Source organism: Micromonospora sp. NPDC050686, from assembly GCF_040654475.1.
GTDB lineage: Bacteria > Actinomycetota > Actinomycetes > Mycobacteriales > Micromonosporaceae > Micromonospora.
This window is the reverse complement of sequence record NZ_JBFAID010000014.1, coordinates 23,275-49,132: the sequence shown is the minus strand read 5'-3', so window position 1 is coordinate 49,132 and position 25,858 is coordinate 23,275. Positions and strand designations below refer to the sequence as shown.

The 25,858-nt window shown below is 74.6% G+C and carries 26 protein-coding genes; 12 read left to right on the top strand and 14 right to left on the bottom strand.

The features are described 5' to 3' along the window. Positions 1-45 precede the first annotated feature (45 nt). A complete protein-coding gene (locus tag AB0H57_RS12755; RefSeq protein ID WP_357505687.1) occupies positions 46-645 on the bottom strand; it encodes a heme-copper oxidase subunit III in 600 nt (199 codons plus the stop codon). A gap of 126 nt (positions 646-771) precedes the next feature. Between AB0H57_RS12755 and AB0H57_RS12750 the strand changes: the two genes are divergently transcribed. From AB0H57_RS12750 to AB0H57_RS12735, 4 genes are all read left to right on the top strand, one after another. Beyond that, the gene (locus tag AB0H57_RS12750) at positions 772-1,740 is read left to right on the top strand and encodes a cytochrome c oxidase assembly protein (RefSeq protein ID WP_357505797.1); all 969 of its coding nucleotides are present in this window, start codon (positions 772-774) and stop codon (positions 1,738-1,740) included. A 95-nt stretch (positions 1,741-1,835) separates the two neighbouring features. Then, positions 1,836-2,231 (top strand): hypothetical protein, encoded by a 396-nt coding sequence (locus AB0H57_RS12745; RefSeq protein WP_357505685.1) that lies wholly within the window; start codon positions 1,836-1,838, stop codon positions 2,229-2,231. A 119-nt stretch (positions 2,232-2,350) separates the two neighbouring features. Then, positions 2,351-3,397, top strand: coding sequence for an anthranilate phosphoribosyltransferase (gene trpD, locus AB0H57_RS12740; protein WP_357505683.1), 1,047 nt, complete (start codon positions 2,351-2,353; stop codon positions 3,395-3,397). 298 nt (positions 3,398-3,695) lie between these two features. Beyond that, complete coding sequence (locus AB0H57_RS12735) at positions 3,696-3,908, top strand: hypothetical protein (RefSeq protein WP_357505681.1); 213 nt, start codon at positions 3,696-3,698, stop codon at positions 3,906-3,908. A 215-nt stretch (positions 3,909-4,123) separates the two neighbouring features. Here the strand turns inward: AB0H57_RS12735 and AB0H57_RS12730 are convergent, their stop codons facing one another. Next, complete coding sequence (locus AB0H57_RS12730) at positions 4,124-4,552, bottom strand: cytochrome c oxidase subunit 4 (protein ID WP_357505679.1); 429 nt, start codon at positions 4,550-4,552, stop codon at positions 4,124-4,126. Between the two features lie 10 nt (positions 4,553-4,562). Then, positions 4,563-5,516 carry a cytochrome c oxidase subunit II gene (gene coxB / locus AB0H57_RS12725; protein WP_357505677.1) on the bottom strand — a complete coding sequence of 318 codons (954 nt, stop codon included), beginning with the start codon at positions 5,514-5,516 and terminating at the stop codon, positions 4,563-4,565. Between the two features lie 170 nt (positions 5,517-5,686). On the opposite strand from coxB, the gene AB0H57_RS12720 reads away from it, so the two are divergent. Both AB0H57_RS12720 and AB0H57_RS12715 read left to right on the top strand, forming a co-directional pair. After that, a complete protein-coding gene (locus tag AB0H57_RS12720) occupies positions 5,687-6,838 on the top strand; it encodes an aminotransferase class V-fold PLP-dependent enzyme (protein WP_357505675.1) in 1,152 nt (383 codons plus the stop codon). Further along, on the top strand, positions 6,835-7,074 hold the full coding sequence (locus tag AB0H57_RS12715; RefSeq protein WP_357505673.1) for a sulfurtransferase TusA family protein: 240 nt from the start codon (positions 6,835-6,837) through the stop codon (positions 7,072-7,074). The genes AB0H57_RS12720 and AB0H57_RS12715 overlap by 4 nt, the downstream gene beginning before the upstream one ends. 57 nt (positions 7,075-7,131) lie before the next feature. Here AB0H57_RS12715 and AB0H57_RS12710 read toward each other — a convergent pair whose 3' ends face one another. The 4 genes from AB0H57_RS12710 to AB0H57_RS12695 form a co-directional block, all read right to left on the bottom strand. Beyond that, positions 7,132-7,671 carry an ATP-binding protein gene (locus tag AB0H57_RS12710; protein WP_357505671.1) on the bottom strand — a complete coding sequence of 180 codons (540 nt, stop codon included), beginning with the start codon at positions 7,669-7,671 and terminating at the stop codon, positions 7,132-7,134. Then, positions 7,668-8,645: a carbohydrate kinase family protein gene (locus AB0H57_RS12705; protein WP_357505669.1), complete on the bottom strand. Its 978-nt coding sequence runs from the start codon at positions 8,643-8,645 to the stop codon at positions 7,668-7,670. Before AB0H57_RS12705 ends, AB0H57_RS12710 begins: the two co-directional genes overlap by 4 nt. 228 nt (positions 8,646-8,873) lie before the next feature. Further along, positions 8,874-9,242 carry an iron-sulfur cluster insertion protein ErpA gene (gene erpA, locus AB0H57_RS12700; RefSeq protein WP_357505667.1) on the bottom strand — a complete coding sequence of 123 codons (369 nt, stop codon included), beginning with the start codon at positions 9,240-9,242 and terminating at the stop codon, positions 8,874-8,876. A gap of 130 nt (positions 9,243-9,372) precedes the next feature. After that, a complete protein-coding gene (locus tag AB0H57_RS12695) occupies positions 9,373-10,533 on the bottom strand; it encodes a glycerate kinase (RefSeq protein WP_357505665.1) in 1,161 nt (386 codons plus the stop codon). A 44-nt stretch (positions 10,534-10,577) separates the two neighbouring features. Here AB0H57_RS12695 and nadA point away from each other — a divergent pair, with 44 nt between their 5' ends. The 3 genes from nadA (at position 10,578) to AB0H57_RS12680 (ending at position 14,058) form a co-directional block, all read left to right on the top strand. Further along, complete coding sequence (gene nadA / locus AB0H57_RS12690) at positions 10,578-11,777, top strand: quinolinate synthase NadA (protein WP_357505663.1); 1,200 nt, start codon at positions 10,578-10,580, stop codon at positions 11,775-11,777. A gap of 214 nt (positions 11,778-11,991) precedes the next feature. Next, entirely contained in the window at positions 11,992-13,347 is a 1,356-nt protein-coding gene (gene murA / locus AB0H57_RS12685) for a UDP-N-acetylglucosamine 1-carboxyvinyltransferase (RefSeq protein WP_357505661.1), read from the top strand. Positions 13,348-13,461: 114 nt separating this feature from the next. After that, positions 13,462-14,058, top strand: a complete 597-nt coding sequence (locus tag AB0H57_RS12680) for a DUF3043 domain-containing protein (RefSeq protein WP_357505659.1) — start codon at positions 13,462-13,464, stop codon at positions 14,056-14,058. Positions 14,059-14,186: 128 nt separating this feature from the next. On the opposite strand, the gene AB0H57_RS12675 is transcribed toward AB0H57_RS12680, so the two are convergent. Next, on the bottom strand, positions 14,187-14,495 hold the full coding sequence (locus tag AB0H57_RS12675; RefSeq protein ID WP_357505657.1) for an AzlD domain-containing protein: 309 nt from the start codon (positions 14,493-14,495) through the stop codon (positions 14,187-14,189). Continuing rightward, positions 14,489-15,253, bottom strand: a complete 765-nt coding sequence (locus tag AB0H57_RS12670; RefSeq protein ID WP_357505655.1) for an AzlC family ABC transporter permease — start codon at positions 15,251-15,253, stop codon at positions 14,489-14,491. The genes AB0H57_RS12675 and AB0H57_RS12670 overlap by 7 nt, the downstream gene beginning before the upstream one ends. Positions 15,254-15,318: 65 nt before the next feature. Here AB0H57_RS12670 and AB0H57_RS12665 point away from each other — a divergent pair, with 65 nt between their 5' ends. Continuing rightward, positions 15,319-15,879 (top strand): XRE family transcriptional regulator, encoded by a 561-nt coding sequence (locus AB0H57_RS12665; protein WP_357505653.1) that lies wholly within the window; start codon positions 15,319-15,321, stop codon positions 15,877-15,879. 44 nt (positions 15,880-15,923) lie between these two features. Here the strand turns inward: AB0H57_RS12665 and AB0H57_RS12660 are convergent, their stop codons facing one another. The 3 genes from AB0H57_RS12660 to AB0H57_RS12650 are packed head-to-tail and all read right to left on the bottom strand — an operon-like array spanning position 15,924 to position 18,470. Continuing rightward, entirely contained in the window at positions 15,924-16,907 is a 984-nt protein-coding gene (locus tag AB0H57_RS12660) for an ATP-binding cassette domain-containing protein (RefSeq protein WP_357505651.1), read from the bottom strand. After that, complete coding sequence (locus AB0H57_RS12655) at positions 16,904-17,749, bottom strand: ABC-2 family transporter protein (RefSeq protein ID WP_357505649.1); 846 nt, start codon at positions 17,747-17,749, stop codon at positions 16,904-16,906. The genes AB0H57_RS12660 and AB0H57_RS12655 overlap by 4 nt, the downstream gene beginning before the upstream one ends. After that, positions 17,742-18,470: an ABC-2 family transporter protein gene (locus AB0H57_RS12650; RefSeq protein WP_357505647.1), complete on the bottom strand. Its 729-nt coding sequence runs from the start codon at positions 18,468-18,470 to the stop codon at positions 17,742-17,744. Before AB0H57_RS12650 ends, AB0H57_RS12655 begins: the two co-directional genes overlap by 8 nt. 317 nt (positions 18,471-18,787) lie before the next feature. Between AB0H57_RS12650 and AB0H57_RS12645 the strand changes: the two genes are divergently transcribed. Next, complete coding sequence (locus AB0H57_RS12645; RefSeq protein ID WP_357505645.1) at positions 18,788-23,611, top strand: WG repeat-containing protein; 4,824 nt, start codon at positions 18,788-18,790, stop codon at positions 23,609-23,611. 67 nt (positions 23,612-23,678) lie between these two features. Further along, positions 23,679-24,677, top strand: a complete 999-nt coding sequence (locus AB0H57_RS12640) for an aldo/keto reductase family protein (protein WP_357505644.1) — start codon at positions 23,679-23,681, stop codon at positions 24,675-24,677. A gap of 55 nt (positions 24,678-24,732) precedes the next feature. On the opposite strand, the gene AB0H57_RS12635 is transcribed toward AB0H57_RS12640, so the two are convergent. Together AB0H57_RS12635 and AB0H57_RS12630 are read right to left on the bottom strand one after the other, a co-directional pair. Next, complete coding sequence (locus AB0H57_RS12635) at positions 24,733-25,530, bottom strand: site-2 protease family protein (RefSeq protein ID WP_357505642.1); 798 nt, start codon at positions 25,528-25,530, stop codon at positions 24,733-24,735. Beyond that, positions 25,530-25,730, bottom strand: a complete 201-nt coding sequence (locus tag AB0H57_RS12630) for a hypothetical protein (RefSeq protein ID WP_357505640.1) — start codon at positions 25,728-25,730, stop codon at positions 25,530-25,532. Before AB0H57_RS12630 ends, AB0H57_RS12635 begins: the two co-directional genes overlap by 1 nt. Positions 25,731-25,858: the final 128 nt, after the last annotated feature.

The following is a 25,858-nucleotide window of genomic DNA, read 5'->3' as shown; positions in this document are numbered from 1 at the left end:
TGTCTCAGGGGACGAAGCAGCGGCGCGGTACGTGACGCGCCAAGATCACTGAAGCCAGTAGATCATGGCGTAGAGCCCGATCCACACCACGTCGACGAAGTGCCAGTAGTACGACACGACGATCGCCGACGTGGCCTGCGCCGGGGTGAACCGGCCCATGGTCGTGCGGATCATGAAGATGACGAAGGCGATGAGACCGCCGGTCACGTGCAGGCCGTGGAAGCCGGTGGTCAGGTAGAACATCGACCCGTAACCGTCTCCGTTGATCTTCACGCCCTCGTGCACCAGGGTCCGGTACTCGTTCGCCTGGCCGAGTACGAAGATCAGGCCCATCACGAAAGTGATCGTGAACCAGCGCCGCAGGGCGTGGACGTCACCCTTCTCGGCCGCGAAGACACCGAGCTGGCAGGTCACCGAGGACAACACCAGGATCACCGTGAAGGTGGTCGCGTAGGGGATGTTGAGTATCTCGGTGTGCTTCTCCCACTGCTCCGGCGCCGCCGCGCGGATCGAGAAGTACATCGCGAACAGCGCCGCGAAGAACATGAGTTCGCTGGAGAGCCACACGATCGTCCCGACGCTGACCATGTTGGGTCGGGTCAGGGAGTGGATCCGGCTCTTGTCAATGGCTGGGGCCGCAGTCACGCGGTCATTATTGCCCTTGACCGGCGCGGGCGATCAGCGGGGTGGCAAACCAGCGCCATCCGTGGCCCGATCGTGGGGGTCCAGTTCGCCTGGCCTAGCCTGAAAAGCGTGCTGCACGTCGATTCGATCTTCGCCGCCACCTCGGCCGGGACCACGCTGCTTGCCGCCGAGGCGCCGCCGCCGTTCACCGTCGCCCGGGTCTTCACCGAGGTCGAGGTGGACAACTGGCTGACCCTGGGGCTGGTGCTCGCCGCCGGACTCTACCTCTACGGGGTGCACCGGCTGCGGCTACGCGGCGACCACTGGCCGGTCCTGCGGACGGTGTTCTTCCTCGGCCCGGGGCTCGGCGGCATCGCCGCGGTCACCCTCAGCGGGCTCGGCGCCTACGACACCACGCTGCTCTCGGTGCACATGGTGCAGCACATGGTGCTCTCCATGATCGCGCCGATCTTCCTGGCCCTGGGCGCGCCGGTCACGCTGGCCCTGCGCACCCTGCCGGTACGCCCGCGCAAGCGGCTGCTGGCCGTCGTGCACAGCCGGATCGCCCGGATCTACACCTTCCCGCTGGTGGCCTTCGCCATCTTCGTGGTGAACCCGTTCGCGCTCTACTTCACCGACCTCTACCGGTTCACGCTGGAGCACGGCTGGGCGCACGAGCTGGTGCACGCCCACTTCATCGCCACCGGCTGCGTGTTCTTCTGGCCGCTGCTCGGCCTGGACCCGCTGCCGGGCCGCTGGCCGTACCCGGGCCGGGCCCTGCTGATGCTGCTGTCGGTGCCGTTCCACACGGTGCTCGGGCTGACCATCATGCAGAGCACCACGCTCTTCGGCGGGGACTGGTACCCGTCGCTGAGGCTGACCTGGGCGGACCCCTGGGCCGACCAGCAGGTCGCCGGCGGCATCCTGTGGGCCGGCGGCGAGTTCGTCAGTGTGACGATGCTCGCGGTGCTGGTCGCGCAGTGGATCCGCCAGGCCGAGCGGGAGGCCCGCCGGGTCGACCGCGAGCTGGACCGGCAGGAGGCCCGGCAGCGGGCCGCCGAGACGGCCGAGGCCGAGGCCGCCACCGCGCCGACCGCCCCGGGCACCCCGGCCTGACCACCCCGCGCCGGGTGACCCCGGGGCGGGGCGTCGTCCTCGTCACACCGGACGCTAGGATCGGCGGGCAGCTACGAGGTGGGAGCCAGCCAGCGATGAGCGATCGTCTTTGCACCGTCCTGCTCTACAGCGACGACCCGGAGGTCCGGGACCGGATGCGACTGGCCGTCGGCACCCGGCCCGCCCCGGGCCTCCAGATCGAGTTCACCGAGGCGTCCACCTACGCCGAGTGCATCCGGCTGGTCGACGACTACGAGATCGACCTGCTGCTGCTCGACGGCGAGGCCAGCCCCGGCGGCGGCCTCGGCATCGCCCGCCAGGTCAAGGACGACCGGGACGACGCGCCGCCCACCTGCGTGGTGATCGCCCGGGCCGCCGACCGCTGGCTCGCCGCGTACGCCCAGGCCGACGCCACCCTCGTGCACCCGCTCGACCCGGTGACCACGGGCACCACCGTCGCGGGGCTGCTGCGGGCCCACACGCCGGCCTGATCGCACCCGGCCGCGCCACCCGGCAGCGTCGCCGGTACGCGCTCACCCCCGGCCGAGCCGGCCGGCGCGCGCCGGCCGCTGACCCACGACCGCATCCACGCCCGCTCGGGAGGCCCACCATGGGCGAACGGACCTGGCCGCACCTGCTCAACGCGCTGCTGCGCGGCGAGGAGCTCTCCACCGCGGACACCGCGTGGGCGATGGACGAGATCATGACCGGGGCGGCCGGCGGGGCGCAGATCGCCGCCTTCGCGGTGGCGCTGCGGGCCAAGGGCGAGACCCCGGCCGAGCTGGCCGGCCTGGTCGAGGCGATGCTGGGCCGGGCGGTCCAGGTACGCCTGCCGGAGGAGCTGCGCCGCGGCGCGCTGGACGTGGTCGGCACCGGGGGTGACCTCGCCCACACGGTGAACATCTCCACGATGACCGCGCTGGTGGTGGCGGGCACCGGGGTCCGGGTGGTCAAGCACGGCAACCGGGCCGCCTCCTCGCTCTGCGGCACGGCGGATCTGCTGGAGTTCCTCGGCGTGCCGCTGGACCTGGACCCCGAGCAGGTCGCCCGGTGCGTGACCGAGGCAGGCATCGGGTTCTGCTTCGCGGCCCGCTTCCACCCCGGCATGCGGCACGCCGGGCCGGTCCGGCGGGAGATCGGCGTGCCCACCGCGTTCAACTTCCTCGGCCCGCTGACCAACCCCGCCCGACCCCGGGCCGGCGCGGTGGGCTGCTTCGACCTGCGGATGGCCCCGGTGATGGCGCAGGTGTTCGCGGCCCGCGGCGACTCGGTGGTGGTGATGCGCGGCGAGGACGGCCTCGACGAGTTCAGCACCGCGGCACCCACCCGGGTCTGGCTGGCCCAGCAGGGCACCGTGAGAGAGGCGCTGCTGGACGCGACGGAGCTTGGGATACCCCGGGCCACCCTCGGCGATCTACGGGGCGGGGACGCCGCGTACAACGCCGCGGTGGCCCGCCGGCTGCTGGCCGGGGAGGCCGGACCGGTCCGGGACGCGGTGCTGGTGAACTCGGCGGTGGCGCTGGCCACCCAGGGCCCGCTGGACGGCGACCTGACCGCCGCGCTGCGGGCCGGGCTGGACCGGGCCGCCGAGTCGATCGACTCGGGGGCCGCGGCCGCCGTCCTGGACCGGTGGATCGAGGTGGCCCGGGCGGCCTGAGCCCGCCCGGGCGGACCAGCCGGGCCGCCCCACCCTTGCCGAACTGGGCCGATGCCGCGCCGGCCGGCGTCGTCGCCGAGGCTGTCGGACCCCCGTGCCAAACTACAGGCGAGTAGTTCCCACCGGCTCTACACCGGCCACCGGCTGTGCGCGGGCCACCGGCTGGGTGACGGCCACCGGCTGGGTGACGGCCACCCGCTCCGCGCGGGCCAGCGGCCGAGCAATAGGCACCGGACGCGGACGCGGCGGGTGCCTGGCGCACCGGCCGGCGGGAGCCCGCTAGTGAGAGGAGACGCCCGTGTCGGACCGCGAACTGCACTGCGAAACCTGCGAGGGCGTGCGGTCGTTCGAGACGCCGCCTTGCGTCGACGGCCACGGGGCCGACTGCCCCGAGCTGATCTGCACCGGCTGCGGCACCGCGGTGCTGATCGCCACGTTCACCTTCCCGGCGCCCCGGCTGGCCGACCGGCGACCGGCGCGTCGGGCCGCTGCGTACCGCCGGGCCGCCTGAGGCGGCTCCCGAGCGACCGCGCCCGGACAGGCCGACGCGCCGCACGCAGATCGCAGGCACCGCACCAGGAGATTGCCCGGTTAACCGTAAACCGGGGGCACCGCGGGACGAAATACCCCGACATGCCGCACACGGCGACCAGCGGGCCAGGCGCCCGGCCCGGTACGGCGAAGGCCCGCCTCCCGAGGGGGCGGGCCATCGCGGAACGCGTCAGCTCAGTGCTCGGCGGTACGCCGGGTGCCGGTGTAGTACTCGAAGAGCAGGCCGCAGGCGCCGAAGACGACCGCCACAAAGCCGAGGCCCAGCAGCCACATCTGCCAGAACACCAGGCCGAGACCGGCGATCGCGGCGGCCAGCGCCAGGCCGAACGGCCAGTAGCTGCCCGGGCTGAAGAAGCCGATCTCACCCGCGCCGTCGGCGATCTCGCCGTCGGGCCGGTCCTCCGGCCGCAGGTCGATGCGGCGGGAGACGAACCAGAAGAAGCCGCCACACATCGAGCAGAGCAGGAACGACAGCAGCAGCGCCGTGGTGCCGACCCACTCGATGCGGCCGCCGGAGTCCCCGGCGGTCCAGGCGCCGTAGAGGATGGCCGCGAAGAGAAGGAAGCCCGCGATCGTCAGGAAGATACGCCACTCGGTCTTCATGCCCGCCTCCTCACTTGCCCGCGCCGGCGGTGGCGGCGTCCGGGTTGAAGTTCGCCGTGTTACGCCGCGTGTCGAACGGCTTGGTGGTCTGGGCGTACGGCTCCTCGCCGATCGACTCCAGCGCCTCCTGCGTCGACTTGCCGGACTTCTTCGCGGCCAGGAACTGGTCGAACTTCTCCGGCGAGACGACCCGCAGCTCGAAGTTCATGAAGGCGTGGTAGCTGCCGCACAGCTCGGCGCAGCGCCCGACGTACGCGCCTTCCTGGTCGAGGCTGGAGACCTCGAAGACGTTGCGGACGCTGCCCGGGAAGACGTCCCGCTTGAACAGCAGCTCCGGCACCCAGAACGAGTGGATGACGTCGCGGCTCTGCTCCTCGAACCGGATCGACCGGCCGGTCGGCAGGACCAGCACCGGGATCACCTCGCTGGTGCCGAGCACCGAGGCCTCCGTGTTGGCCTCCCGGCCCTGGCCGTCGCGGTAGTTGAACTGCCAGTTCCACTTGAAGCCGACGACCTCGACCGTGACGTCCGGGTTCTTCGTGGTCCGGACGACGTCCGTCTGGACGATCGCGGTGTAGTAGAAGAGCACCGACACGATCAGGATCGGAGCGATCGTGTAGAGGAACTCCATCGGCAGGTTGTACCGGGTCTGCACCGGCAGCTCGTTGCCCCGCTTGCGGTAGCGCACCACACACCAGAAGATCAGGCCCCAGACGAACACGCCGACCGCGAGCGCCGCGATGCAGGACGCGATCCACAGGTCGTACATCCGGTGCGACTCGGGCGTGATGCCACCCTGCGGCCAGCCGAAACCGCCGAACGCCTTGCCGACGTCACAGCCGGTCAGCAGGACCAGCAGCGCCGCGCCACCCAGGCCGAGCCCGGCGAGCCGACCGGCACCCCGCCCCCGGCGCGCGCTGTGCCGTACGGCCGACGGCCGTACCTCCGAACTCCTTGCGACCACCTGGTCCTGCCTCCCTAGCGCGCCGTGGTGGTGGATTTCCGTCGACACCACGGCAAAGGCGTCACCGACGGTCGCAGATTACTCGACCATGACCGGCTGGACCGTCTTGGGGTCACTGTCCGCCCCCATCGGGGGGATCTTGGCCGTACCCGGGCGATACCGTGGCACCTGTGAGCGCTTCCCCCGTCTATCTGGACGCGGCCACCGCCGTGCCGCTGCACCCGGTGGCCCGGCAGGCGCTGCTGGCCGCCCTCGACGACGGCTGGGCCGACCCGGGCAAGCTGTACGCGCCGGCCCGCCGGGCCCGCCAACTGCTCGACGCCGCCCGGGAGGCCACCGCGCAGGTCCTCGGCGTACGCCCCGACGAGCTCTCCTTCACCCCGAGCGGCACCGCCGCCGCGCACTCCGCCGTCCTCGGTGGGCTGGCCGGGCGGCGGCGGGCCGGCGACACGCTGGTGCACTCGGCGATCGAGCACTCCGCGGTGCTGCACGCCGCCGAGCGGCACGTGGCGGCCGGCGGCACGGCGGTGCCCGTACCGGTGGACCGGCTGGGCCGGCTCGACCTGGCCGCCTGGTCGGCGGCGGTCGGCGGCCCCGGCGTGGCCCTGGCCACGCTGATCGGCGCCAGCCACGAGGTGGGCACCGTGCAGCCGGTGCCGGCGGCCGCCGAGGCGTGCGCCGAGGCGGGGGTGCCGCTGTACGTGGACGCCGCGCAGCTGGTGGGGCGGGCGCCGCTGCCGGCCGGCTGGTCGGTGTTGACGGCCAGCGCGCACAAGTGGGGCGGTCCGCCCGGGGTGGGTCTGCTGGTGGTGCGCAAGGGCACCCGCTGGGAGTCGCCGTGGCCGGCCGACGAGCGGGAGTCGGGGCGTACGCCGGGGGTGTTGAACCTGCCCGCGGTGGTGGCGGCGGCGGCGAGCCTGCGCGCGGCGGCGGCCGACGCGGCGGCCGAGGCGGTCCGGCTGGCGCCGCTGGTGGACCGGATCCGGGCCCGGGTGGCGGCCGAGGTGCCGGACGTGGAGGTGGTGGGCGACCCGGTGGACCGGCTGCCCCACCTGGTGACGTTCTCCTGCCTGTACGTCGACGGCGAGGCGCTGCTGCACGCGCTGGACCGGCGCGGCTTCGCCGTCTCCTCCGGCTCCTCCTGCACCTCCTCGACGCTGCGCCCGTCGCACGTGCTGGAGGCGATGGGGGTGCTCTCGCACGGCAACGTCCGGGTGTCGCTGCACCGCGACACCACCGAGGCGGAGGTGGACCGGTTCCTCGCCGAGCTGCCCGGGGTCGTGGCGGGGCTGCGCGCCGAGGCGGGGGTGACCGGGCTGTGAGCGGACCCGACCCGCGGCCGGACGAGGTGCTGGACTGCCGGGGGCAGCGCTGCCCGCTGCCCGTGATCAACCTCGCCCGCCGGCTGCCCGACCTGCCGGTCGGCGCGGTGGTCCGGGTGCTGGCCGACGACCCGGCCGCCGCGGTGGACATTCCGGCCTGGTGCCGGATGCGGGGGCAGGAGTTCCTCGGCGCCCACCCGGACGGCCCGGCCTACGACGTGCGCCGGGCGGGGTGAGGAACGGCCCCGGTTAACGCTTCCGGTAGTGAAGAACGCCCCGGTCAACACCCCGGCTCAGCGGAGGTAGGCCAGGATGCCCGGCAGGGGGTCGGTGTCGACCGCGGTGTCCACCACCAGGCGGGGCCCGACGTACGGCTCGTACTCGGCCCGGCGGATCAGCGTCTGGTCCCAGGTCGGATGGTGCTCGTCCGGCGGCCGGGCCTCGACCCGGCGGCGGTGCTCCGCCTCGTCGCCGCAGTGCACCTCGATCACCCGCAGCGGCACCCCCGCGCGCTCGGCCAGGTCGTGCCAGAGCCCCCGGGCGCTGGCCACCGGGTTGACCGCGTCGACCACCACGCTCAGGCCCAACCCGAGCTGCACCTCGGCCAGCCCGGCCACGGCGCCGTACGCCGCCATCCCGGGCACATCCCCGACCAGCCCGTACCGGGCCATCGCCCGCTCCACCGGGTCCACCGGCAGCACCGGGGCGGACAGCGCTGCGCCGACCCGGGTGGCCAGCGTGCTCTTGCCCACCCCCGGCAGGCCGGCGAAGGCCACCAGCAGCGGGCCGCCGTGGATGGGCGCGGCGCTCACGTCGGGCGCGAGGTCGCTCACGGCAGCAGGTGCGGCCGCACGTCCTCGGCGGCGACGTCACCGTACGACTCGGCGAGCCGCTTGACGAACAGGTCGCGGCGCACCTCGTACTCCTGGCCGCCGAAGTTCTCCAGCACCAGGGTGGCGAGCAGGCAGCCGACCTGGGCCGCGCGCTCCAGGCTGACGCCCCAGTTGAGCGCGGCGAAGAAGCCGGCCCGGAAGCCGTCGCCGACGCCGGTCGGGTCGGTGGCCTGGATCTCCCGGGCGATCGGCACGCGGATGGTGCCCACCTCCCGGCCGGCGATCTCCACCCCCTGCTTGCCGAGCGTGGTCACCCGGATCCGGACCTTGTCCAGCAGTTGGGCGTCGGTCAGCCCCGCCTTGCTCTGCAGCAGCGACTTCTCGTACTCGTTGGTCATCAGGTAGTCGGCGCCGTCGACCAGGCCGAGCACGTCGGCGCCGTCCATCCGGGCGAGCTGCTGCGACGGGTCGGCCACGAAGGAATAGCCCCGCTCCCGGCACTCCGCCGAGTGCCGGATCATCGCCGCCGGGTCGTTCGCGCTGACCAGCACCAGGTCCAGGCCGCCGAGCCGCTGGGCGACCGGGGCCAGCTCGATGTTGCGGGCCTCGCTCATCGCGCCGGCGTAGAACGAGGCGATCTGGCACATGTCGGTGTCCGTGGTGCAGACGAAGCGGGCCGTGTGCGCCACCTCGCTGACGTGCACCGAGTCGCAGTCGACGCCGTGCCGCTCCAGCCAGGACCGGTAGTCGGCGAAGTCGGCGCCGACCGCGCCGAGCAGCACCGGCCGCAGGCCCAGCTGGGCCATGCCGAAGGCGATGTTGGCGGCGGTGCCGCCCCGCCGCAGCACCAGCTCGTCGACGAGGAAGGACAGCGACACCTTGTCCAACTGGTCGGCGAGGAGCTGGTCGGCGAAGCGACCGGGGAAGCTCATCAGGTGGTCGGTCGCGATCGAGCCGGTCACGGCGATCTTCATGTCAACCCTCGTGGTCGGGAGCTAGGGCGCGGTCAGCCTACCGGTCCGGCGGGGACACCGGTCACGGGTCGGTGCGGAACCGGTCGCCGGGCGCACATCGGAACGTCACCGCCCGGACACCCCGAAGGGTACGACAAAAACGGCGAACCACCCCAGGTCGGGGCGGTTCGCCGTTCTCGGGTCGCCTCGCGGCGCCGGCCCGCCGGGGCCGGCCGCGCCCGGCGCGACTCAGCTGAACGAGTCGCCGCAGGCGCAGGAGTTACCGGCGTTCGGGTTGTCGATGGTGAAGCCCTGGGCGTCGATCCGGTCGGCGAAGTCGATCGTCGCGCCGGTGAGGTAGGGCGCGCTCATCCGATCGACGACGACCTCGACGCCGCCGAAGTCGGTGACGACGTCACCGTCGAGCGAGCGCTCGTCGAAGAAGAGCTGGTACCGCAGGCCGGAGCAGCCGCCCGGCTGCACCGCGACCCGAAGCCGCAGGTCGTCGCGGCCCTCCTGCTCGATCAGGGCCTTGACCTTCTGCGCCGCGACGTCGGTGAGGACGACGGAAGTAGGGGCCTGGGCCTCGGTCGACTCGGTCTGCGCTGGCGTGGTCACGTGGAAATCTCCCTGCGCGGTATAGGTCCGGACGCACTGGCCAACATCGCGGGTCGGCCAGTGATTCCCGGTGTGGTCCAGATCCGATCGTACGCCGCCCGGCCGCCCTCCACCCGGTTGGCGTCGCGGGTCACCGGCTCCATTGACCGGCCAGGCGGGCGCCGAGCGCGCGCAGGCCCTCGGCGGGGCGGGTCATCGCCGCCTCGACGCCGCCGTGCTGCTCGCCGCCGAAGTGCTCCACCAGGCTGTACGCGTCGGTGACCCCGGCCGCGGCGGCCTCCCGCCGGCCGGTGCTCACCCGGCCGGCCACCACCACGCAGGGCACCCCGCGGTCGCGGGCCGCCCCGGCCACCCCGGCGACCACCTTGCCGCGCAGCGACTGGTGGTCGAAGGAGCCCTCGCCGGTGATCACCAGGTCGCAGGCGTCCAGCGCGGCGTCCAGCCCGACGGCCCGGGTGACCAGCTCGATGCCGGAGTCGCACCGGCCGCCCAGGGCCAGGATCGCCGCGCCGAGGCCACCGGCCGCCCCGCCGCCGGGCAGCCCGCCCAGCCCCGGCGGGCAGCCGGGCAGCTCCCGCTCCAGCACCGCCGCCCAGCGCTCCAGCGCGGCGTCCAGCAGCAGCACGTCCTCCCGGCTCGCCCCCTTCTGCGGGCCGTAGACGTTGCTGGCGCCGTGCAGGCCGACCAGCGGGGCGTCCACGTCGGTGGCGGCGACCAGCCGGGCGTCGCGCAGCCGGGGCGCGCCGTCCAGGCCGGCCACGCCGGCCAGCGCCGCCCCGCCGTACGGCAGGGCCCGGCCGGTCTCGTCGAGCGGGGTGGCGCCCAGCGCGGTGAGCAGGCCGGCGCCGCCGTCGTTGGTGGCCGAGCCGCCCAGCCCGACCACCACGGTCCGGGCCCCCGCCTCGACCGCGGCGGTGACCAGCGGGCCCAGCCCGTACGAGGTGGTGAGCCGGGGGTCGCGTTCGGCCGGGGTCAGCAGGTGCAGGCCGCAGGCCTGGGCGCTCTCCAGGTAGGCGGTGCCGTCGTCGGTGACCAGGATCTCACCGGCGACCGGTCGGCCCAGCGGGTCGACCGTCGGCACCGGCAGCCGGCGCCCGCCGAGCGCGTCGGCGAGCACCGCCACGAACCCGGGGCCGCCGTCGGCCAGCGGCCGGCTGACCAGCTCGTCGGCGCCGGCGACCGCGCGCCAGCCCTCGGCCACCGCGGCGGCCACCTCCGGGGCTCCCAGGGTGCCGGCGAACTTGTCGGGACACAGCAGCACGCGCATGCCCAGCAGTGTGGCAGCACACATCGGCGGCGGCTGCACGGCGGCTCGGCTGTGGGACGATGGGGGGCGTGACGTCGACCTGGGTTGAGCCCTCCAACACCGCCACTGCGCTGCTGCTCCTCGGCCGCGGCAGCGACCCCGCCACCGAACGTGGCGTGGAGTGTCCGGGTGACCTGCCCGCGCCGAGCGACCCGGACCTGGTCGCCCGCGCCGCGGCGGCCAAGGCCGCGCTCGGCACGAAGGTCTTCGTGCTCGGTCACCACTACCAGCGCGACGAGGTGATCCAGTTCGCCGACGTGACCGGCGACTCGTTCAAGCTGGCCCGGGAGGCGGCGGCCCGGCCCGACGCGGAGTACATCGTCTTCTGCGGCGTGCACTTCATGGCCGAGAGCGCGGACATCCTCACCTCGGACGCCCAGCGGGTGGTCCTGCCCGACCTGGCGGCCGGCTGCTCGATGGCCGACATGGCCGTGCTGTCCCAGGTCGAGACGGCCTGGGAGGTGCTGACCGACCTGGGCGTGGCCGGCCGGACCGTCCCGGTGACGTACATGAACTCCTCGGCCGACATCAAGGGTTTTGTCGGCCGGCACGGCGGCGTGGTCTGCACCTCCTCCAACGCGAAGCGGGCCCTGGAGTGGGCGTTCGAGCAGGGGCAGCAGGTGCTCTTCCTGCCCGACCAGCACCTGGGTCGCAACACCGCGGTGCTGGAGATGGGCCTCTCGCTGGACGACTGCGTGCTCTACGACCCGCACAAGCCAGGCGGCGGGCTCACCCCGGAGCAGCTGCGGAACGCGAAGATGATCCTCTGGCGCGGGCACTGCTCGGTGCACGGCCGGTTCACCCTGGACAGCGTCAACGACGTCCGGGAGCGGGTGCCGGGGGTGAACGTGCTGGTGCACCCGGAGTGCCGGCACGAGGTGGTCACCGCCGCCGACTTCGTCGGTTCCACCGAATACATCATCAAGACCATCGAGGCGGCCCCGGCCGGCTCGGCCTGGGCGGTCGGCACCGAGCTCAACCTGGTCCGCCGGCTGGCGCTGGCCCATCCGGACAAGCAGATCACGTTCCTCGACAAGGCGGTCTGCTACTGCTCCACGATGAACCGGATCGACCTGCCGCACCTGGTCTGGGCCCTGGAGGAGCTGGTCGCCGGGCGGGTGGTGAACCAGATCACCGTCGATCCGGACACCGCTGACCACGCCCGCGCGGCATTGGACCGGATGCTCGCCCTGCCGGGTGCCCACACCCCGCCGCCCACCGCTGGCTGATCACCCTCGGTGACGAGCTGTCACGGAAACGTACCGCACACCCCAATTAAGGCCGTCCGGGTGATGTGACCGGTTCCCTTCTCGGCACCGAGGACTATGCTGCCGGGGCGACGAACACGCGGGGCCGCTTTCACCTGACGGCAATCCGGGTAGTGATGAGATCGCAGGCCCCCACTCCCCACACGGCACCACCCGACGCGCGCTGGAGGTTGCGTTGACCGACGACGTACTTGTCGTACACGGAGGTACCCCCCTGCAAGGGCGGATCCGGGTACGCGGCGCGAAGAACCTGGTCTCCAAGGCGATGGTCGCCGCCCTGCTGGGGGACACCCCCAGCCGACTGTTCGACGTGCCGCGCATCCGCGACGTCGAGGTGGTCCGGGGCCTGCTCGGCCTGCACGGGGTCAAGGTCAGCGACGGCGACGAGGACGGCGAGCTGGTCTTCGACCCGTCGAACGTCGAGAGCGCCAGCACCGACCAGATCAACGTGCACGCGGGTTCCAGCCGGATCCCGATCCTGTTCTGCGGCCCGCTGCTGCACCGGCTCGGCCACGCCTTCATCCCCGACCTGGGCGGCTGCCACATCGGCCCGCGCCCGATCGACTTCCACCTGCAGGCGCTGCGCGAGTTCGGCGCGACCGTCGACAAGACCCCGGAGGGGCTGCACCTGTCGGCGCCGAACGGGCTGCACGGCACCAAGTTCGCCCTGCCGTACCCGAGCGTGGGCGCGACCGAGCAGGTGCTGCTCACCGCCGTGATGGCCAAGGGCGTCACCGAGCTGCGCAACGCCGCCGTCGAGCCGGAGATCATCGACCTGATCTGCATCCTGCAGAAGATGGGCGCGATCATCAACGTGCACACCGACCGGGTCATCGAGATCCAGGGCGTGCCGCGGCTGCACGGCTACACCCACCGGCCGATCCCGGACCGGATCGAGGCGGCGAGCTGGGCGGCCGCCGCGCTGGCCACCCGCGGCCACGTCGAGGTGCTGAACGCCCAGCAGGCCGACATGATGACCTTCCTGAACATCTTCCGCTCGGTCGGCGGCGAGTACGAGGTGACCGACCTGCGGCCGCCGCGTGACGGCCGCCCCGGCCAGGAGGGCGGCATCCGGTTCTGGCACCCGGGCGGGGAGCTGAACGCGGTCGCGCTGGAGACCGACGTGCACCCCGGTTTCATGACCGACTGGCAGCAGCCGCTGGTGGTGGCGCTGACCCAGGCCCGCGGCCTGTCCATCGTCCACGAGACCGTGTACGAGCAGCGGCTGGGCTACACCGAGGCGTTGAACTCGATGGGCGCCAACATCCAGGTCTACCGGGACTGCCTCGGCGGCACCCCGTGCCGCTTCGGCCGCCGCGACTTCAAGCACTCCGCGGTGATCGCCGGCCCGAGCAAGCTGCACGCGGCCGACCTGGTCATCCCCGACCTGCGGGCCGGCTTCAGCCACCTGATCGCCGCGCTCGCCGCCGAGGGCACTTCCCGGGTGTACGGCGTCGACCTGATCAACCGGGGCTACGAGGACTTCGAGAAGAAGCTCGCCGACCTCGGCGCGCACGTCGAGCGTCCGTAACGGTCCACCGCTCCCCCGCGACAACGGCTCCAGCGCCGCGCCGCGACCTGGAGCCGTCGGCCCGGTGCACCCGCGATGTGCACCGGGCGCGGCCGTTTGGCTACCCTTCACGACGTGCCGTCGCTGTTTCGCCGCAAGTCTGCCGAGCTCGTCGAGGAACCCACCACCGAGGTGACCCCCGACGAGGAGTCCACGCCCGCCCGCCGGGCCTACACCCCCGCCAAGGGCCGGGAGACGCCGAAGCGTCCCACCGCCGGCCGCCGGCCGACCGCGCCGTCCCGGCCGTTGACCAAGGAGGAGGCCCGGGAGCAGCGGCGCAGGGTGCGCGCCGAGGCCGCCGCGGAGTTCCGCCGGGAGGGCGGGCCGCGGGACCGGGGACCGGAGCGCCGGCTCGCCCGGGACGTGGTCGACTCCCGCCGTACGGTGGGCACCTGGTTCTTCGGTGGCGCGCTGATCGTGCTGATCGGGTCGAACCAGGCCATGCCGCCGATCGTCCGGCTGGTGTCGAACGTCCTCTGGGGCGCGCTGGCCCTCGGCGTGGTGATCGACTCCATCCTGATCTCCCGCCGGATCAAGAAGCTGGTCCGCGAGCGTTTCCCGAAGTCGACCGAGCGGCTGGGCTCGCTCTACCTGTACGCGATCATGCGGTCGATCACCTTCCGCCGGATGCGCGCCCCGGCGCCACAGGTGAAGATCGGCGACAAGATCTGATCCGACCGCTCCGGTCGAGGCCCCTTCCCGCCCGGCGGGGAGGGGCCTTCGTCACGGCGGTCCGTGCAGTCACGCCGCCAGGGCGCCACTGCGGTCACGGCGCCACGGCTGCCACGGCGCCACTGTGGTCACGGCACCCCGAGCAGGCGCAGCAGCGCGGTGACGCCCGCCGCCGCGACCACCACCAGGACGAACGGCGCGTGCCGCCAGGCGAGCGCCAGCCCGACCAGCACGCCGGCCGGCCGGGCCCAGCCGGCGAAGCCGGCGGCCTCGGTCAACGCGGCGGTCGCGGCCAGCGCGGCCAGCAGCGCGGCGGCCCCGATCGGCAGCAGGCGCCGGGACCACTCGGGCAGGTCGAGCTGGTCGTGCAGCAGGACCCCGGCGGCCCGGAAGCCGTACGTGCCGACGGCCAGGGCGAGGATGACCGCGATCAGCACGACGCCTCCCCCGCCCGGAGCGCGGGCCTCGGCTCGTCACGACGGGTTCCCGCGTCCGGGGCGGGACCGTCGGGGCCGGGCGGGGGCCGGCGGCGGCCCAGCACCAACGGCAGGGCCAGCGCGCCGAGCGCGAGCAGCACCGGCAGCCCGGCCGGCAGCACCGGGGTGGTCGCCACCGCCAGCCCCGCGCCGGTCAGCGCCACCCGGCGGGTCTCCCGGTCGCGCAGCGCCGGCAGCAGCAGGGCGATCAGCCCGGCCGGGAACGCGGCGTCGAGGCCGAGGACGGTCGGGTCGCCGACCGCGCCGCCGGCGAGCACGCCGAGCAGGGTGCCCGCGTTCCAGGCGAAAAAGAGCAGTACTCCGGCCAGCCAGAACGCGCGTCGGCGCGGGTCGCCGGCCGGCCGGGCCAGCGCGAAGGCGGTCGCCTCGTCGGTCATCAGGTGGCTGCCGAGCAGCCGCCGCCAGCGCTGCGGGCCGAGGCTGCCGCCGAGGGTGAGGCCGAACGGCAGGTGCCGGGCGTTGAGCAGCAGCCCGGCGAGGACCGCGGCGAGCGGGCTGCCCGCGGCGACCAGACCCACCGCCATGAACTGCGCGCCACCGGCGTAGACGATCGCCGACATGGCGAGGGTCGCCCAGGCCGGGAGCCCGGCGGCAACGGCCACCGCGCCGAAGGAGGCGCCCACCGCGACCATGGCCGCGCCGATGGCGAGGACGTCGCGGAGCATCGCGCCATCGCGCGTTCGCTCAACCGTACGCATGTTCGTTATGATGAACACGCGTCCGCCGTTCGTCAAATCGAACAAACAGACCTCTGGAGCGAACATTGGCCGTCGATCCGGCTCCCCCGCTGGCCACCATCGCGACCGCCCTGCGTCACGAACGCACCCGGGCCGGCATCTCGCTGACCGAGTTGGCCCGGCGGGCCGGCATCGCCAAGTCCACCCTCTCCCAGCTGGAGTCCGGCGCCGGCAACCCCAGCATCGAGACGCTCTGGGCGCTGGGCGTCGCGCTGGGTGTGCCGTTCAGCCGGCTGGTCGAGCCGCCCGCCGAGGCCGTCCGGGTGATCCGGGCCGGCGAGGGCCGGCGGATCAGCTCCGAGCTGGGCAACTTCGCCGCCACCCTGCTGAGCGCCGGCTCGCTGCACGCCCGCCGCGACGTCTATCTGATGGAGCTGGAGCCCGGCACCGTCCGGGCCGCCGAGGCGCACACCCCGCGCAGCGTCGAGCACGTCGTGGTCGCCGCCGGGCGGCTGCGCCTCGGCCCCGACCCCGAACTGGTCGAGCTCGGCCCCGGCGACTACGCCACCTTCCCCGGCGACGCCCCGCACCGGTACGAGGCGCTGGCCCCGGGCACCCTGGCGGTGCTGGTAATGGAGCACCCCTGACCGGGCCGGTTTGTTAGGAGCGGCCCCTTATTAACAGACGTCTGTTAATAAGGGCCCCCTCCTTGCGCCGGGGCCGGCGCCCGGTAGAGCCGGCTCACCACCTCCTCGATGTCCGGCTCGACGATGGAGATGTCGCGCAGCGCGGCCAGGCCGGCCAGCCCGGCGACCACCTCGGCCACGGTCGCCGCCGTCAGCGCGTAGACCAGCCGGCGCCCGTCCGCCTCCACCCGTTCGGGCGGCGCACCGGCCAGCGTCGGCGGTTCGGCCAGCGGGGTGTCCAGCTCGGCGACGACCAGCCGGCGGGAGCCGTACCGGGCGTGCAGCGCCGCGATGGTGCCGTCGTGCACCACCCGGCCGTGGTCGATCACCACGAGGCGCCGGCAGAGCCGTTCGATGTCGGCCAGGTCGTGGGTGGTGAGCACCAGAGTGGTGTCGCCGGCGTGGCCCAGCTCCGCGAGGAAGCCCCGGACGGCCTGCCGGCTCACCACGTCCAGCCCGATGGTGGGCTCGTCGAGGAAGAGCACCTCGGGTCCGTGCAAGAGGGCGGCGGTCAGCTCGCCGCGCATCCGCTGGCCGAGGGAGAGCTGCCGGACCGGCATGTCCAGGAAACCGTCCAGGTCGAGCAGAGCGCGGCAGCGGCGCAGCCGGGCGGCGTGCTCGGCGGCGGGCACCCGGTAGACGTGGCGCAGCAGGTCGAACGAGTCGCGCAGCGGCAGGTCCCACCAGAGCTGCGAGCGCTGCCCGAAGACCACGCCGATGCGCAGCGCCAGCCGGGTCCGGTCGGGCACCGGGCGCAGGCCGCCGACGCGCACCCGGCCCGCCGACGGGGTCAGCACCCCGGTCAGCATCTTCAGGGTGGTCGACTTGCCGGCGCCGTTCGGCCCGATGTAGCCGACCATCTCGCCGCGTTCCACCCGCAGGTCGATGCCGTCGACGGCGACGACGGTCCGCTTCACCCGGCGCAGCCGGCCGGCCTTCACCCGGACGGTGAACTCCTTACGCAACCCGACCATCTCGATCACGCTCATGACCCCGTACTCCGGTAGTGGCGGATCCCGACGCGCCAGGCCGCGGCGGCGCCGCCGGCCGCGACCAGCGCGACGCCGGGCGAGGCCCAGCCGACCCAGGCCGGCAGGCCGAGCGGGTCGGCCCGGCCGAGCAGCGCCAGCGCCGGGTGGTAGCTGACGAAGGCGAAGCCCATCCCGTACGCGAAGAGCGCGCGGAACCAGCCGCCGTAGACGGTGACCGGGTAGGACGTGAAGTCCTTCCCGCCGTAGGTGACGGAGTTGGCCAGCTCCGCCGAGTCGATCCAGTAGAACGAGATCGTCGCCGTGGCCACGAAGATCGAGCCGAAGAAGACCACCCCGGCGAGCGGGGCGACCACCAGCAGCGCCACCCGGCCCGGCGTCCAGTCGATCCCGGCCGAGGCGATCGCGAAGGCCAGCACCGCCAGCCCGAACAGCGCCCGGGACACCTTGCGCACCGGGAGGTCCATCAGCACCAGCTGGGGCAGCGCGCCCAGCGGGCGGACCAGCACCGCGTCGAACAAACCGGTGCGGACGTACCGGGGCAGCCGCTCGATGTTGCCGATCAGCAGGTCGGCGGTGGCGAAGGCGAAGGCCGACAGGCCGACGACCACCAGCGTCTCGCGCAGCGTGAAACCGCCCAGTTCGGCGGTCACCCCGAAGATCACCAGCACGGTGACCACGTCGAACAGGGTCGCCCCGACGTTGCCGACCAGGTCCACCACGAACGAGGTCCGGTACGCGGCCTGCGACCGGGCCTGCGCCCCGAGCAGCGCCCGGTACGCGGCCAGCCGGCCCCGCCACGGGTCGGCGGGGGCCGGGGACGCCGGGACCGGCTCACCCACCCTGCACGACCATCCGCCGCTCGGCCCGGCGCTGCACCAGCCGGCAGAGCGCGAGCAGCGCCACTGCCCAGCCCAGCTGCAACCCGACCAGCGCCAGCTGGGTCGGCGCCGGGTCCCGCTCGACCAGCACGTCCAGCGGGGTCTGCAGCAGGCTCGGGAACGGGGTGAGCAGCCAGAGCGGGACCAGCACCGGGTCGGGCAGGAAGCGCAGCGGGAAATAGAGCCCGGCGAGCACTCCCGCGCCGAGCGTCCAGAGGATCATCGGGCCGCGCACGTCGTGCAGCCAGTACGCGGTGGCGTTGACCAGGTACCGGCAGCCGAAGCAGAGCACCACGGCGATCAGCACGGAGAGCACGAAGAGCGCCAGGGTGCCCGGGCGCCGGGGCAGGTGGACGTCGAAGAAGAGCGGCCCGACCAGCACCGGGGGCAGCAGCCGGGTGACGGCCGCCCAGCCGGCCCGCCCGACGTCGGCGGCGAGGTAGCTGGTCACCGGGTGGACCGGTCGGAGCAGGTCGGCGGCGACCTCGCCGGTGCGGATCCGGTCGGCCAGCTCGGTCCAGCCCCAGAGCAGAATCACCGCGAGCAGTCCCTGCCCGACCCAGACGAAGGTGGCGAGCTGGGCCCGGTCGTACCCGCCCACCGAGCCGGCCGCGCCGGCGGCGGCGAGCAGGACGTAGCAGCGCAGGAAGCCGAAGACCGTGTTGGTGACGACGCCCGCCACCGCAGCCTGCCGGTAGGTGGCGTATCGCCTGAAGCCGGACGCGGTTATCGCACCAAATGTCCGAAACCATGGGGTAACGTTTGTGCTCGTCCGTGGTGGCACAGTGGCGGTGACCGAACCCACGCCGTTACCCTCCTTCCGCAGCAAGGCCACATCGGAACGGGCGGACTCTACCGGTGGGCCCCGCGTCGAGCGACAACATTTCAACGAGGTGACACCGCCGTGAGCGAGCGACGCGGGCCGGCAACGGGTTCGGTCGGGAGCCGGCGACAGGAGCGGGCCGCCGGCACAGCCGGCCGGAACGGCGAGGTCCCCCGATGAGTGGCTTCGAGCGCTGGTACGACCCGGCCGAACCGTCCTGGGCTGCCGAGCCGACGCACGAGTGGCAGCCACAGTTTCCCGGTCAGCGCTACGCCGGCGACATCGGCGTCCATCCCGGTCCGGCGGCCGGCACCCGTGCCGTGGTCGGCCGGGCCGGAGTGCGACCGGTCAGTCCCGCCGCCGGTGACCCGTACCGGGAGGACGGCGAGGAGCCCCGGCCGGACGGGCGGATCGGCTGGGCGGAGCGCCGCTCCGCGACGCGCGGCCCGCACCCGACCGACGCGCCGCCGCACCACTCCCGGGAGCGACGCGGCTGGGACGACGGCCGTCCCGGCCCGGACGGCCGGCGCGACCACGAGGAGCACCGACCGCGGACCGCCGAGCAGTGGGCCGGACCCGACGGACACCGGGCCGCACCGGACGGGCGACGCGGCTGGGAGGAGCGGCGCGGCACGCCGGCCGAGCACCGCCCGGACCGGCGCCCGGCCGGTGAGGCGTACGGCGTGCCGGTGGCGGACCGCCGTCCCGGCGGCGACCCGTACGGTCCGCCCGGCCGGCAGTGGGACCGGCGCCCGGAGCAGCCGCTCCCGGACCGCCGCGACGACCACGCCCGCGCCGGCCGGCCCGACCAGCGCGGGCCGGAGTGGACGGTCGACCGCGACCGGACCGGCTGGCATGGTGACCGCCCGCCGGGGCAGCGCTGGACCCGCGCCGAGAGCGTCGGTCAGGCACCGGTCTCCCCCGCACCCCGCGCCGAGCCGGGCTGGCTGCCCGAGCCCGACGAACGCGCTCACCGCCCGGCGGGCGACGCCCGGCCCGGCGTGGACGACGAAACCCGCGGCCGGGCCCGGACGGGCGACCCGAACGGCCGCGCCGGCCTGGCTGGGGACGCCCGCGGACCGGACGGGCCGGCACACCGGCCGGTGCGCCGCGAGCCCGACCCGGAGCACGGGGCGGGCCGGCCCGGCCCCCGGGACCGGCAACCGCCCGAGGTGGCGGCGCGCGCGGAGACGCACCCGGGACCGGTTGGCCGTCCCGCACCCGAACGCGACGGCGGGCTGCGCTGGCCCGAACCCGGTCCGCTGCGCCCCGGCTACCCGCACGAGGGACGGCAGGCGGCTCAGTACCCGTACCGTCCGGCGGAGCCGCCCGCCGACCGGCTGGACGACCGCACCCGCCCCGGCCCGGACGGGCCGCCCGCCGACCACCGCCCCGCGCCCGTCCCTCGGCGGACGGACGACCGTACCCACGTCGCGCCCGACCGTGCCCCGCGCCCGCCGGCCGACGAGCACCACCGGCCCGTCGCGGGGCCCCGGCCCGGCGACGACCGGACCCGGTTCCGGTCCGACCCGGAGCGGCCACCACACCGGCGGCCGGAGACGACCGTTCCCGGGTACGGCCCCACCGGGACGCCGACCTCGCCACAGCAGCGGCCCCCGGCCGCCGGCCCGGTCCACCCCGACCAGGCCCGTCGGCCCGCGTCGGACCCCCACCAGCCCGCCCGGCGCGAGGAGCACCGACCGCCCGTCGAGCAGGGTCACCCGGCCCGCCACGGCGGCGACGCCCGCCCCTCCGCCCCGCCGCCGACCCGCGCCGCCGCCCCACCACCGGACCGGGTACCGGCCGACGCTCCGCCCGCGCGTCCCACCTCCCCGCCGCGCGGCCACGCCCCCGCCCCGGGCATCCGGGTCCCCGGCGCAACCGTGTCCGGCGCACCCGTCTCCGGAGGGCCGGTCTCGGGCGTCCCCGGCTCCGCGGCTCCCACCGCCGGGGCACCGGTCTCCGGCCCACCCATGCCCTTCCCCGACGGACCCGTCGCCGGCCCACCCTCGCCGGTCTCCGGCGCGCCCGTCTCCAGCGCGCCTATCTCCGGTGCGCCCGTCTCCGGCACGCCTGTCTCCAGCGCGCCTATCTCCGGTGCACCCGTCTCCGGTGCACCCGTCTCCGGTGCACCCGGGTCGGGCGCTCCGGCCGCCGGGACCGCCGGCCCGCCGGCCAGGCCGGAGGAGCCGGTGTCCGGCGCACCGGCCCGGGCGGCCGGCCTGCCCGGAGCGGGTCCGGCGTGGCCCGGCCCCCAGGGTGGAGCGTCGGCGGACGTCGACCCCCCGGCGGCCCGGCTGCGGGTGGAGTTCCTGCCGGCCCCCGAGCCCGGCACGGCGCCCGAGCCCGTCGGCCGGGACGAGGCGCCCTTCACCGCCGGCCCGACCCCCGGCACTCCGGGGCAGCCCGACGCGCCGCCCGCCACCGGTCCGGCCGCCCGCACACCGGCGCAGCCCGACACGCCGTCCGCCACCGGTCCAGCCGCCCGCACACCGGCGCGGCCCGGCGGCCCCGCACCCGAGCCGGTTTCCCCACCGTCGGCCGCGCCCACCGACGCGACGGACGAGGACCGGCGAACACCGCCACCCGGCACGCCGGCCCCGTCCGACCCGCCGGAGCCTCCCCGCGCGGCGTCCGAGCCGGTCGCCACCGCGCCCGAGGTCCGCACCGAGCCGACCGCCGACGAGCTGCGCACCGAGCCGGCCGCCCCTGAGCCGCGCACCGAGCCGGCCGCCGGCGATTCCCCACCGGCCGGCGCCGACCCGTCCGCGACACCGACGGCGTCCGCGACACCGACCCGACCGACGGCCGGCGATCCCACACCGGCCGGGGTCGAGCCGCCCGCGCCGGCCACCGCGACAGCCGGAACCACGCCTTCCGCTCCCGTGGCCCCGGAGGGCGACGCCGCTGCCTGGTTCCGGCCGCGCCGCCCCACCCACGACCATCCGGCCACGAACACCGCCCCGGCGACGACGCCGGCCGGTGCGACCACGGATGCCACGGTGGCCCCCACGTCCTCCGCCGTCCCGTCCACCCCGGACAGCGCAACCCCGGCCGGGCCGCTCCCGGCCGGCGACGAGGACCCACGCCGTGCCGGCCCCGATGCCGTACCCGCCAACGGCCCGGCCGCGACGAAGCCGGCGGCCCCGGACGACCTGGCGACCCCGGACGGCACGGCGACCCCGGAGGACGCGGCACCGCAAGGCGCGGCGACCTCGGACGGTGCGGCGGTGAGAGGCTCGGCGGCGGTGGAAGGCGCGGCGGCGGTAGGCGCACCGTCCGATCCGCCGGCAGCGCCCACGGACCGCACGGCACCGGCGCCGACGACGCCCGACCTCGCCCGGCCGGCGAGGCCGAGCGGAGGGCCGGACGTGGCCTTCTCCGGCCCGTCGTCCACCGCGCCGGAGGAGGGGAACGTCGCGCCGCCGACGCCGGCGGACCCGAGGCCCGCGGCGGCCGATCCGCACTCGGCCCGGCCCGAGACGCCGGTGGCCGGCGCCGCGGCTACCCCGACCGGCGACCTCGAACCGCCGGCCACCCCGAGCGGGCACACCGAACGGCCGGCCACCCCGGCCGGGCACACCGGACCGCCGGCCGAGCCGACGGCCGCCGCGCCGGGGCCGGCGGGCGTACCCGTCTCGGCGCCGCCGGCCCGGCCGGTGTCACCGGCCCCGGCCGGCCGGTCCGACCTGGCCGGGCAGGATCCCGAGCAGGTACTGGCGGCCGTCCGGTGGCGGCTGGACCCGGCGACGTTGCGGGAGGATCCGGGCGACCCGGAGCTGCTGCGTACGGTCCGGGATCGGCTCACCGCGAAGCTGGGCGCGGCCCTGGACAACCGGTCCCGGGCCCGGCTGCTGAGCCTGCGCGCGGTGGTGTCGCGGATCCTCGGCAACCTGGACGACGCGCTCGCCGACGGCCGGCTGGCACTGACGTACGCCGAGGCCACCGGCGAGTTGCGGCGCACCGCGCTGGCCCGCGCGCGGCTGGCGCAGGTGCTGCGCTGGCGGGGTGACCACGCGGAGGCGGACCGGCTGTTCGCCGAGGCGAACTCCGCCGAGCTGCCGGACCGGCTGCGCGCCGCCCTGCACGAGCACACCGGCCGGTCCTGCTACGACCAGGGCCGGCTGATGGAGGCGTGCCACCACTTCGAACGGGCCCTCGACCTGGGCCACGAGGCCGATCCGGAACTGGTCGCCCGGGTTCGGGTCGGGTTGGACGCGGTCCGGGACCGGGTCGCCGAGCACGGCTTCGGGCCGTACCCGCGCGGCCGGGAGGAGATCCTCGGCACCGGCGCGCCGGTGCCGGCCTGGGACGAGCAGCGGCAGCGCTGGGGGTACGCCGACGCGGACGGCGACCTGGTGATCCCCGGCGAGTACGCCGAGGCGCAGCCCTTCCGGGAGGGGCTGGCCTGGGTACGCCGGCCGGAGGCCACCCGCTGGACGCTGATCGACCCGGCCGGTGCGGTGCTCATCGAGTCCAACAACGGCTATCGGGCGGTCGGCCCGTTCTCCGCCGGGCTGGCCTGGGTCTCCATGGACGGTGCCGGCAACTGGATGGCCGTCGACCCGACCAACATCGTCCGGATCCCACCCGGTTTCGAGGAGGTACGCCCGTTCCGCGGCGGCGTGGCGGCGGTCCGCCGCGGCGGCTGGGGGGCGGTCGACCGGGCGGGCCAGCTGGTGGTGCCCACCCGCTACCAGGGTTTCGCGACCGCGCTGGTCGACGGCCGGCCGGTCGACGGCTTCACCGAGGAGGGCCTGGCGGTGGTCGAGGCGAACGGCCGCCGGGGCGTGGTGGACCGGGCCGGCCGGATGCTGGTCGAGCCGGTGTGGCCGACGGTGCTGATCCACCCGGTGGCCTTCCTGGTCGTCGACGGGGCCGGCCGCTGGGGCGCGCTGGACCGGCACGGTGCACCGCTGATCGACCCGGTGCACCGGGACCGCGCCGGGGTGCTGGCCGGGATCGACCGGCTGCTCACCGACGCCACCCCGGTGCTCTGACCCACCGGGTCACTCCTGCGGCGGCGGCCCCAGCAGCTCGATGCAGGAGATGACCTAGGGTCGGGGGATGGAATTCCGTCACCTGGGCCGCTCGGGCCTCATGGTCAGCGAGATCTCGTACGGCAACTGGATCACCCACGGGTCGCAGGTCGAGGAGGAGGCGGCGTTCGCCTGCGTCCGGGCCGCGCTGGACGCCGGGATCACCACCTTCGACACCGCCGACGTGTACGCCGGCACCCGCGCCGAGGACGTGCTCGGCCGGGCGTTGCAGGGCGAACGGCGCGAGGGCATCGAGCTGTTCACCAAGGTCTACTGGCCGACCGGCCCCGGCCGCAACGACCGCGGCCTGTCCCGCAAGCACATCATGGAGTCGATCAACGGCTCGCTGCGCCGGCTGCGCACCGATCACGTCGACCTCTACCAGGCCCACCGGTACGACCACAGCACCCCGCTGGAGGAGACGATGGAGGCGTTCGCCGACATCGTGCACTCCGGCAAGGCGCACTACATCGGCGTCTCCGAGTGGACCGCCGGGCAGATCCGCGAGGCGCATGCCCTCGCCCGCGAGCTGCGCATCCCGCTGATCTCCAACCAGCCGCAGTACTCGATGCTGTGGCGGGTCATCGAGGCCGAGGTCGTGCCGACCAGCGAGGAGCTGGGCCTCGGCCAGATCGTCTGGTCGCCGATGGCGCAGGGCGTCCTCTCCGGCAAGTACCTTCCGGGCCAGCCGCCGCCGGCCGGTTCCCGGGCCACCGACGAGAAGTCCGGCGCGGGCTTCATCGCCCGGTTCATGAACGACGAGGTGCTGACCCGGGTGCAGCGGCTCAAGCCGCTCGCCGAGCAGGCCGGGCTGACCATGCCGCAGCTGGCCGTCGCGTGGGTGTTGCAGAACCCGAACGTGTCGTCCGCGATCATCGGGGCGTCCCGGCCGGAGCAGGTGCACGACAACGTCAAGGCGGCCGGCGTGCGGCTGGAGGCCGACCTGCTCAAGGCGATCGACGAGATCGTCGAGCCGGTCACCGAACGCGACCCGGCCCGGACGGAGTCACCCGCCCAGCGCCCGTGAGGTGTTAGGAGGGGCTCCCGCCCATACAGAATGCGTCAAGCGGGGGCCCCTCCATTCACCCCTGCCAGAAGCGGATCAGGCGCAGGCCCTCGGCGTAGAGGCCGGCGGGCAGGCCGAGCAGGTCACCGAGGGTGAACACCGCGCCGAAGAAGACGGCGCCGACCCGCGGGTTCCACAGCAGCGCGAAGAGCAGGATGAAGCCGTACGGCGCGAACAGGTCGTACATCCGGCGCCACTGCGGGTTGAGCCACGGCTGGATCATGTTGCCGCCGTCCAGGCCGGGCACCGGCAGCAGGTTGAGCAGGCTCGCGGTGAGCTGGAGGAAGGTCAGCAGGGCCAGGCCGGCCCAGAACTCGATCGACCCGCCGCCGCCGGCCACGCCCAGCCGCAGGGCCACCACCAGCGCCAGGGTGAACAGCACGTTGGTGGCGGGACCGGCCAGGCTGACCAGGGTGTGCCGCAGCCGCCCGGGGATGGCGTGCCGGTCCACCCACACCGCCCCGCCGGGCAGGCCGATGCCGCCGAGCAGCACCACCAGCACCGGCAGCGCGATCGACAGCAGCGGGTGGGTGTACTTGAACGGGTTGAGCGTCAGGTAGCCCCGGTGGGCGATGTCCCGGTCACCGCTGCGGTACGCGACCACCGCGTGGGCGTACTCGTGCAGGCAGAGCGAGACGAGCCAGCCCGACACCACGAAGACGAAGACGTCGAGGCGGACGTTGCCGTACCGGTGCCAGGCCAGCACCCCGCTGGTCACGAAGAGCGCGACCAGGGCGAGGAAGACCGGGCTGGGCCGGAACGCCGCCCGGGGCACGCCGAGCACCAGCGGCTCGCCCGGGCGGTCGTACCCCATCACTCCGCCGTGGGCAGCAGGCTCATCCGGTACTCGACCCGGTCGTCCTCGGCCAGCGCGACCGAGGTGACGCCGGACGCCGCGAGCTCGCGCCAGGTCTGGCCGATCCAGGACTCGGCGTCCGCCTGGCTGCCGAACGTCTCCGTCGGCCCGTCCACCGGCTCACCGTTCGCGCCCTCGTACCGCCAGCTCCACGCCATGCCGCGTCTCCCCTCGCCCGCCGTCGTCCCGTGGGACGAAACCCCCGCAAGCGTAGTCGGCCGCTCGCGCAACGGCTCGGGCGCACACCGGGGCGAGGGTCGGGCGTCGATCAAGCGCCGTCCCGCCC

What these genes read in the sequence shown, in the direction of transcription:
- AB0H57_RS12695 (WP_357505665.1), bottom strand. Translation starts at nt 10,533, where the DNA reads ATGTGTGCTGCCACACTGCTGGGCATGCGCGTGCTGCTGTGTCCCGAC.
- AB0H57_RS12630 (WP_357505640.1), bottom strand. Translation starts at nt 25,730, where the DNA reads ATGGCGTGGAGCTGGCGGTACGAGGGCGCGAACGGTGAGCCGGTGGAC.
- AB0H57_RS12705 (WP_357505669.1), bottom strand. Translation starts at nt 8,645, where the DNA reads ATGAAGATCGCCGTGACCGGCTCGATCGCGACCGACCACCTGATGAGC.
- trpD (WP_357505683.1), top strand. Translation starts at nt 2,351, where the DNA reads ATGGGCGAACGGACCTGGCCGCACCTGCTCAACGCGCTGCTGCGCGGC.
- AB0H57_RS12640 (WP_357505644.1), top strand. Translation starts at nt 23,679, where the DNA reads ATGGAATTCCGTCACCTGGGCCGCTCGGGCCTCATGGTCAGCGAGATC.
- AB0H57_RS12660 (WP_357505651.1), bottom strand. Translation starts at nt 16,907, where the DNA reads ATGAGCGTGATCGAGATGGTCGGGTTGCGTAAGGAGTTCACCGTCCGG.
- AB0H57_RS12645 (WP_357505645.1), top strand. Translation starts at nt 18,788, where the DNA reads ATGAGTGGCTTCGAGCGCTGGTACGACCCGGCCGAACCGTCCTGGGCT.
- AB0H57_RS12635 (WP_357505642.1), bottom strand. Translation starts at nt 25,530, where the DNA reads ATGGGGTACGACCGCCCGGGCGAGCCGCTGGTGCTCGGCGTGCCCCGG.
- AB0H57_RS12670 (WP_357505655.1), bottom strand. Translation starts at nt 15,253, where the DNA reads ATGCGTACGGTTGAGCGAACGCGCGATGGCGCGATGCTCCGCGACGTC.
- AB0H57_RS12745 (WP_357505685.1), top strand. Translation starts at nt 1,836, where the DNA reads ATGAGCGATCGTCTTTGCACCGTCCTGCTCTACAGCGACGACCCGGAG.
- AB0H57_RS12730 (WP_357505679.1), bottom strand. Translation starts at nt 4,552, where the DNA reads ATGAAGACCGAGTGGCGTATCTTCCTGACGATCGCGGGCTTCCTTCTC.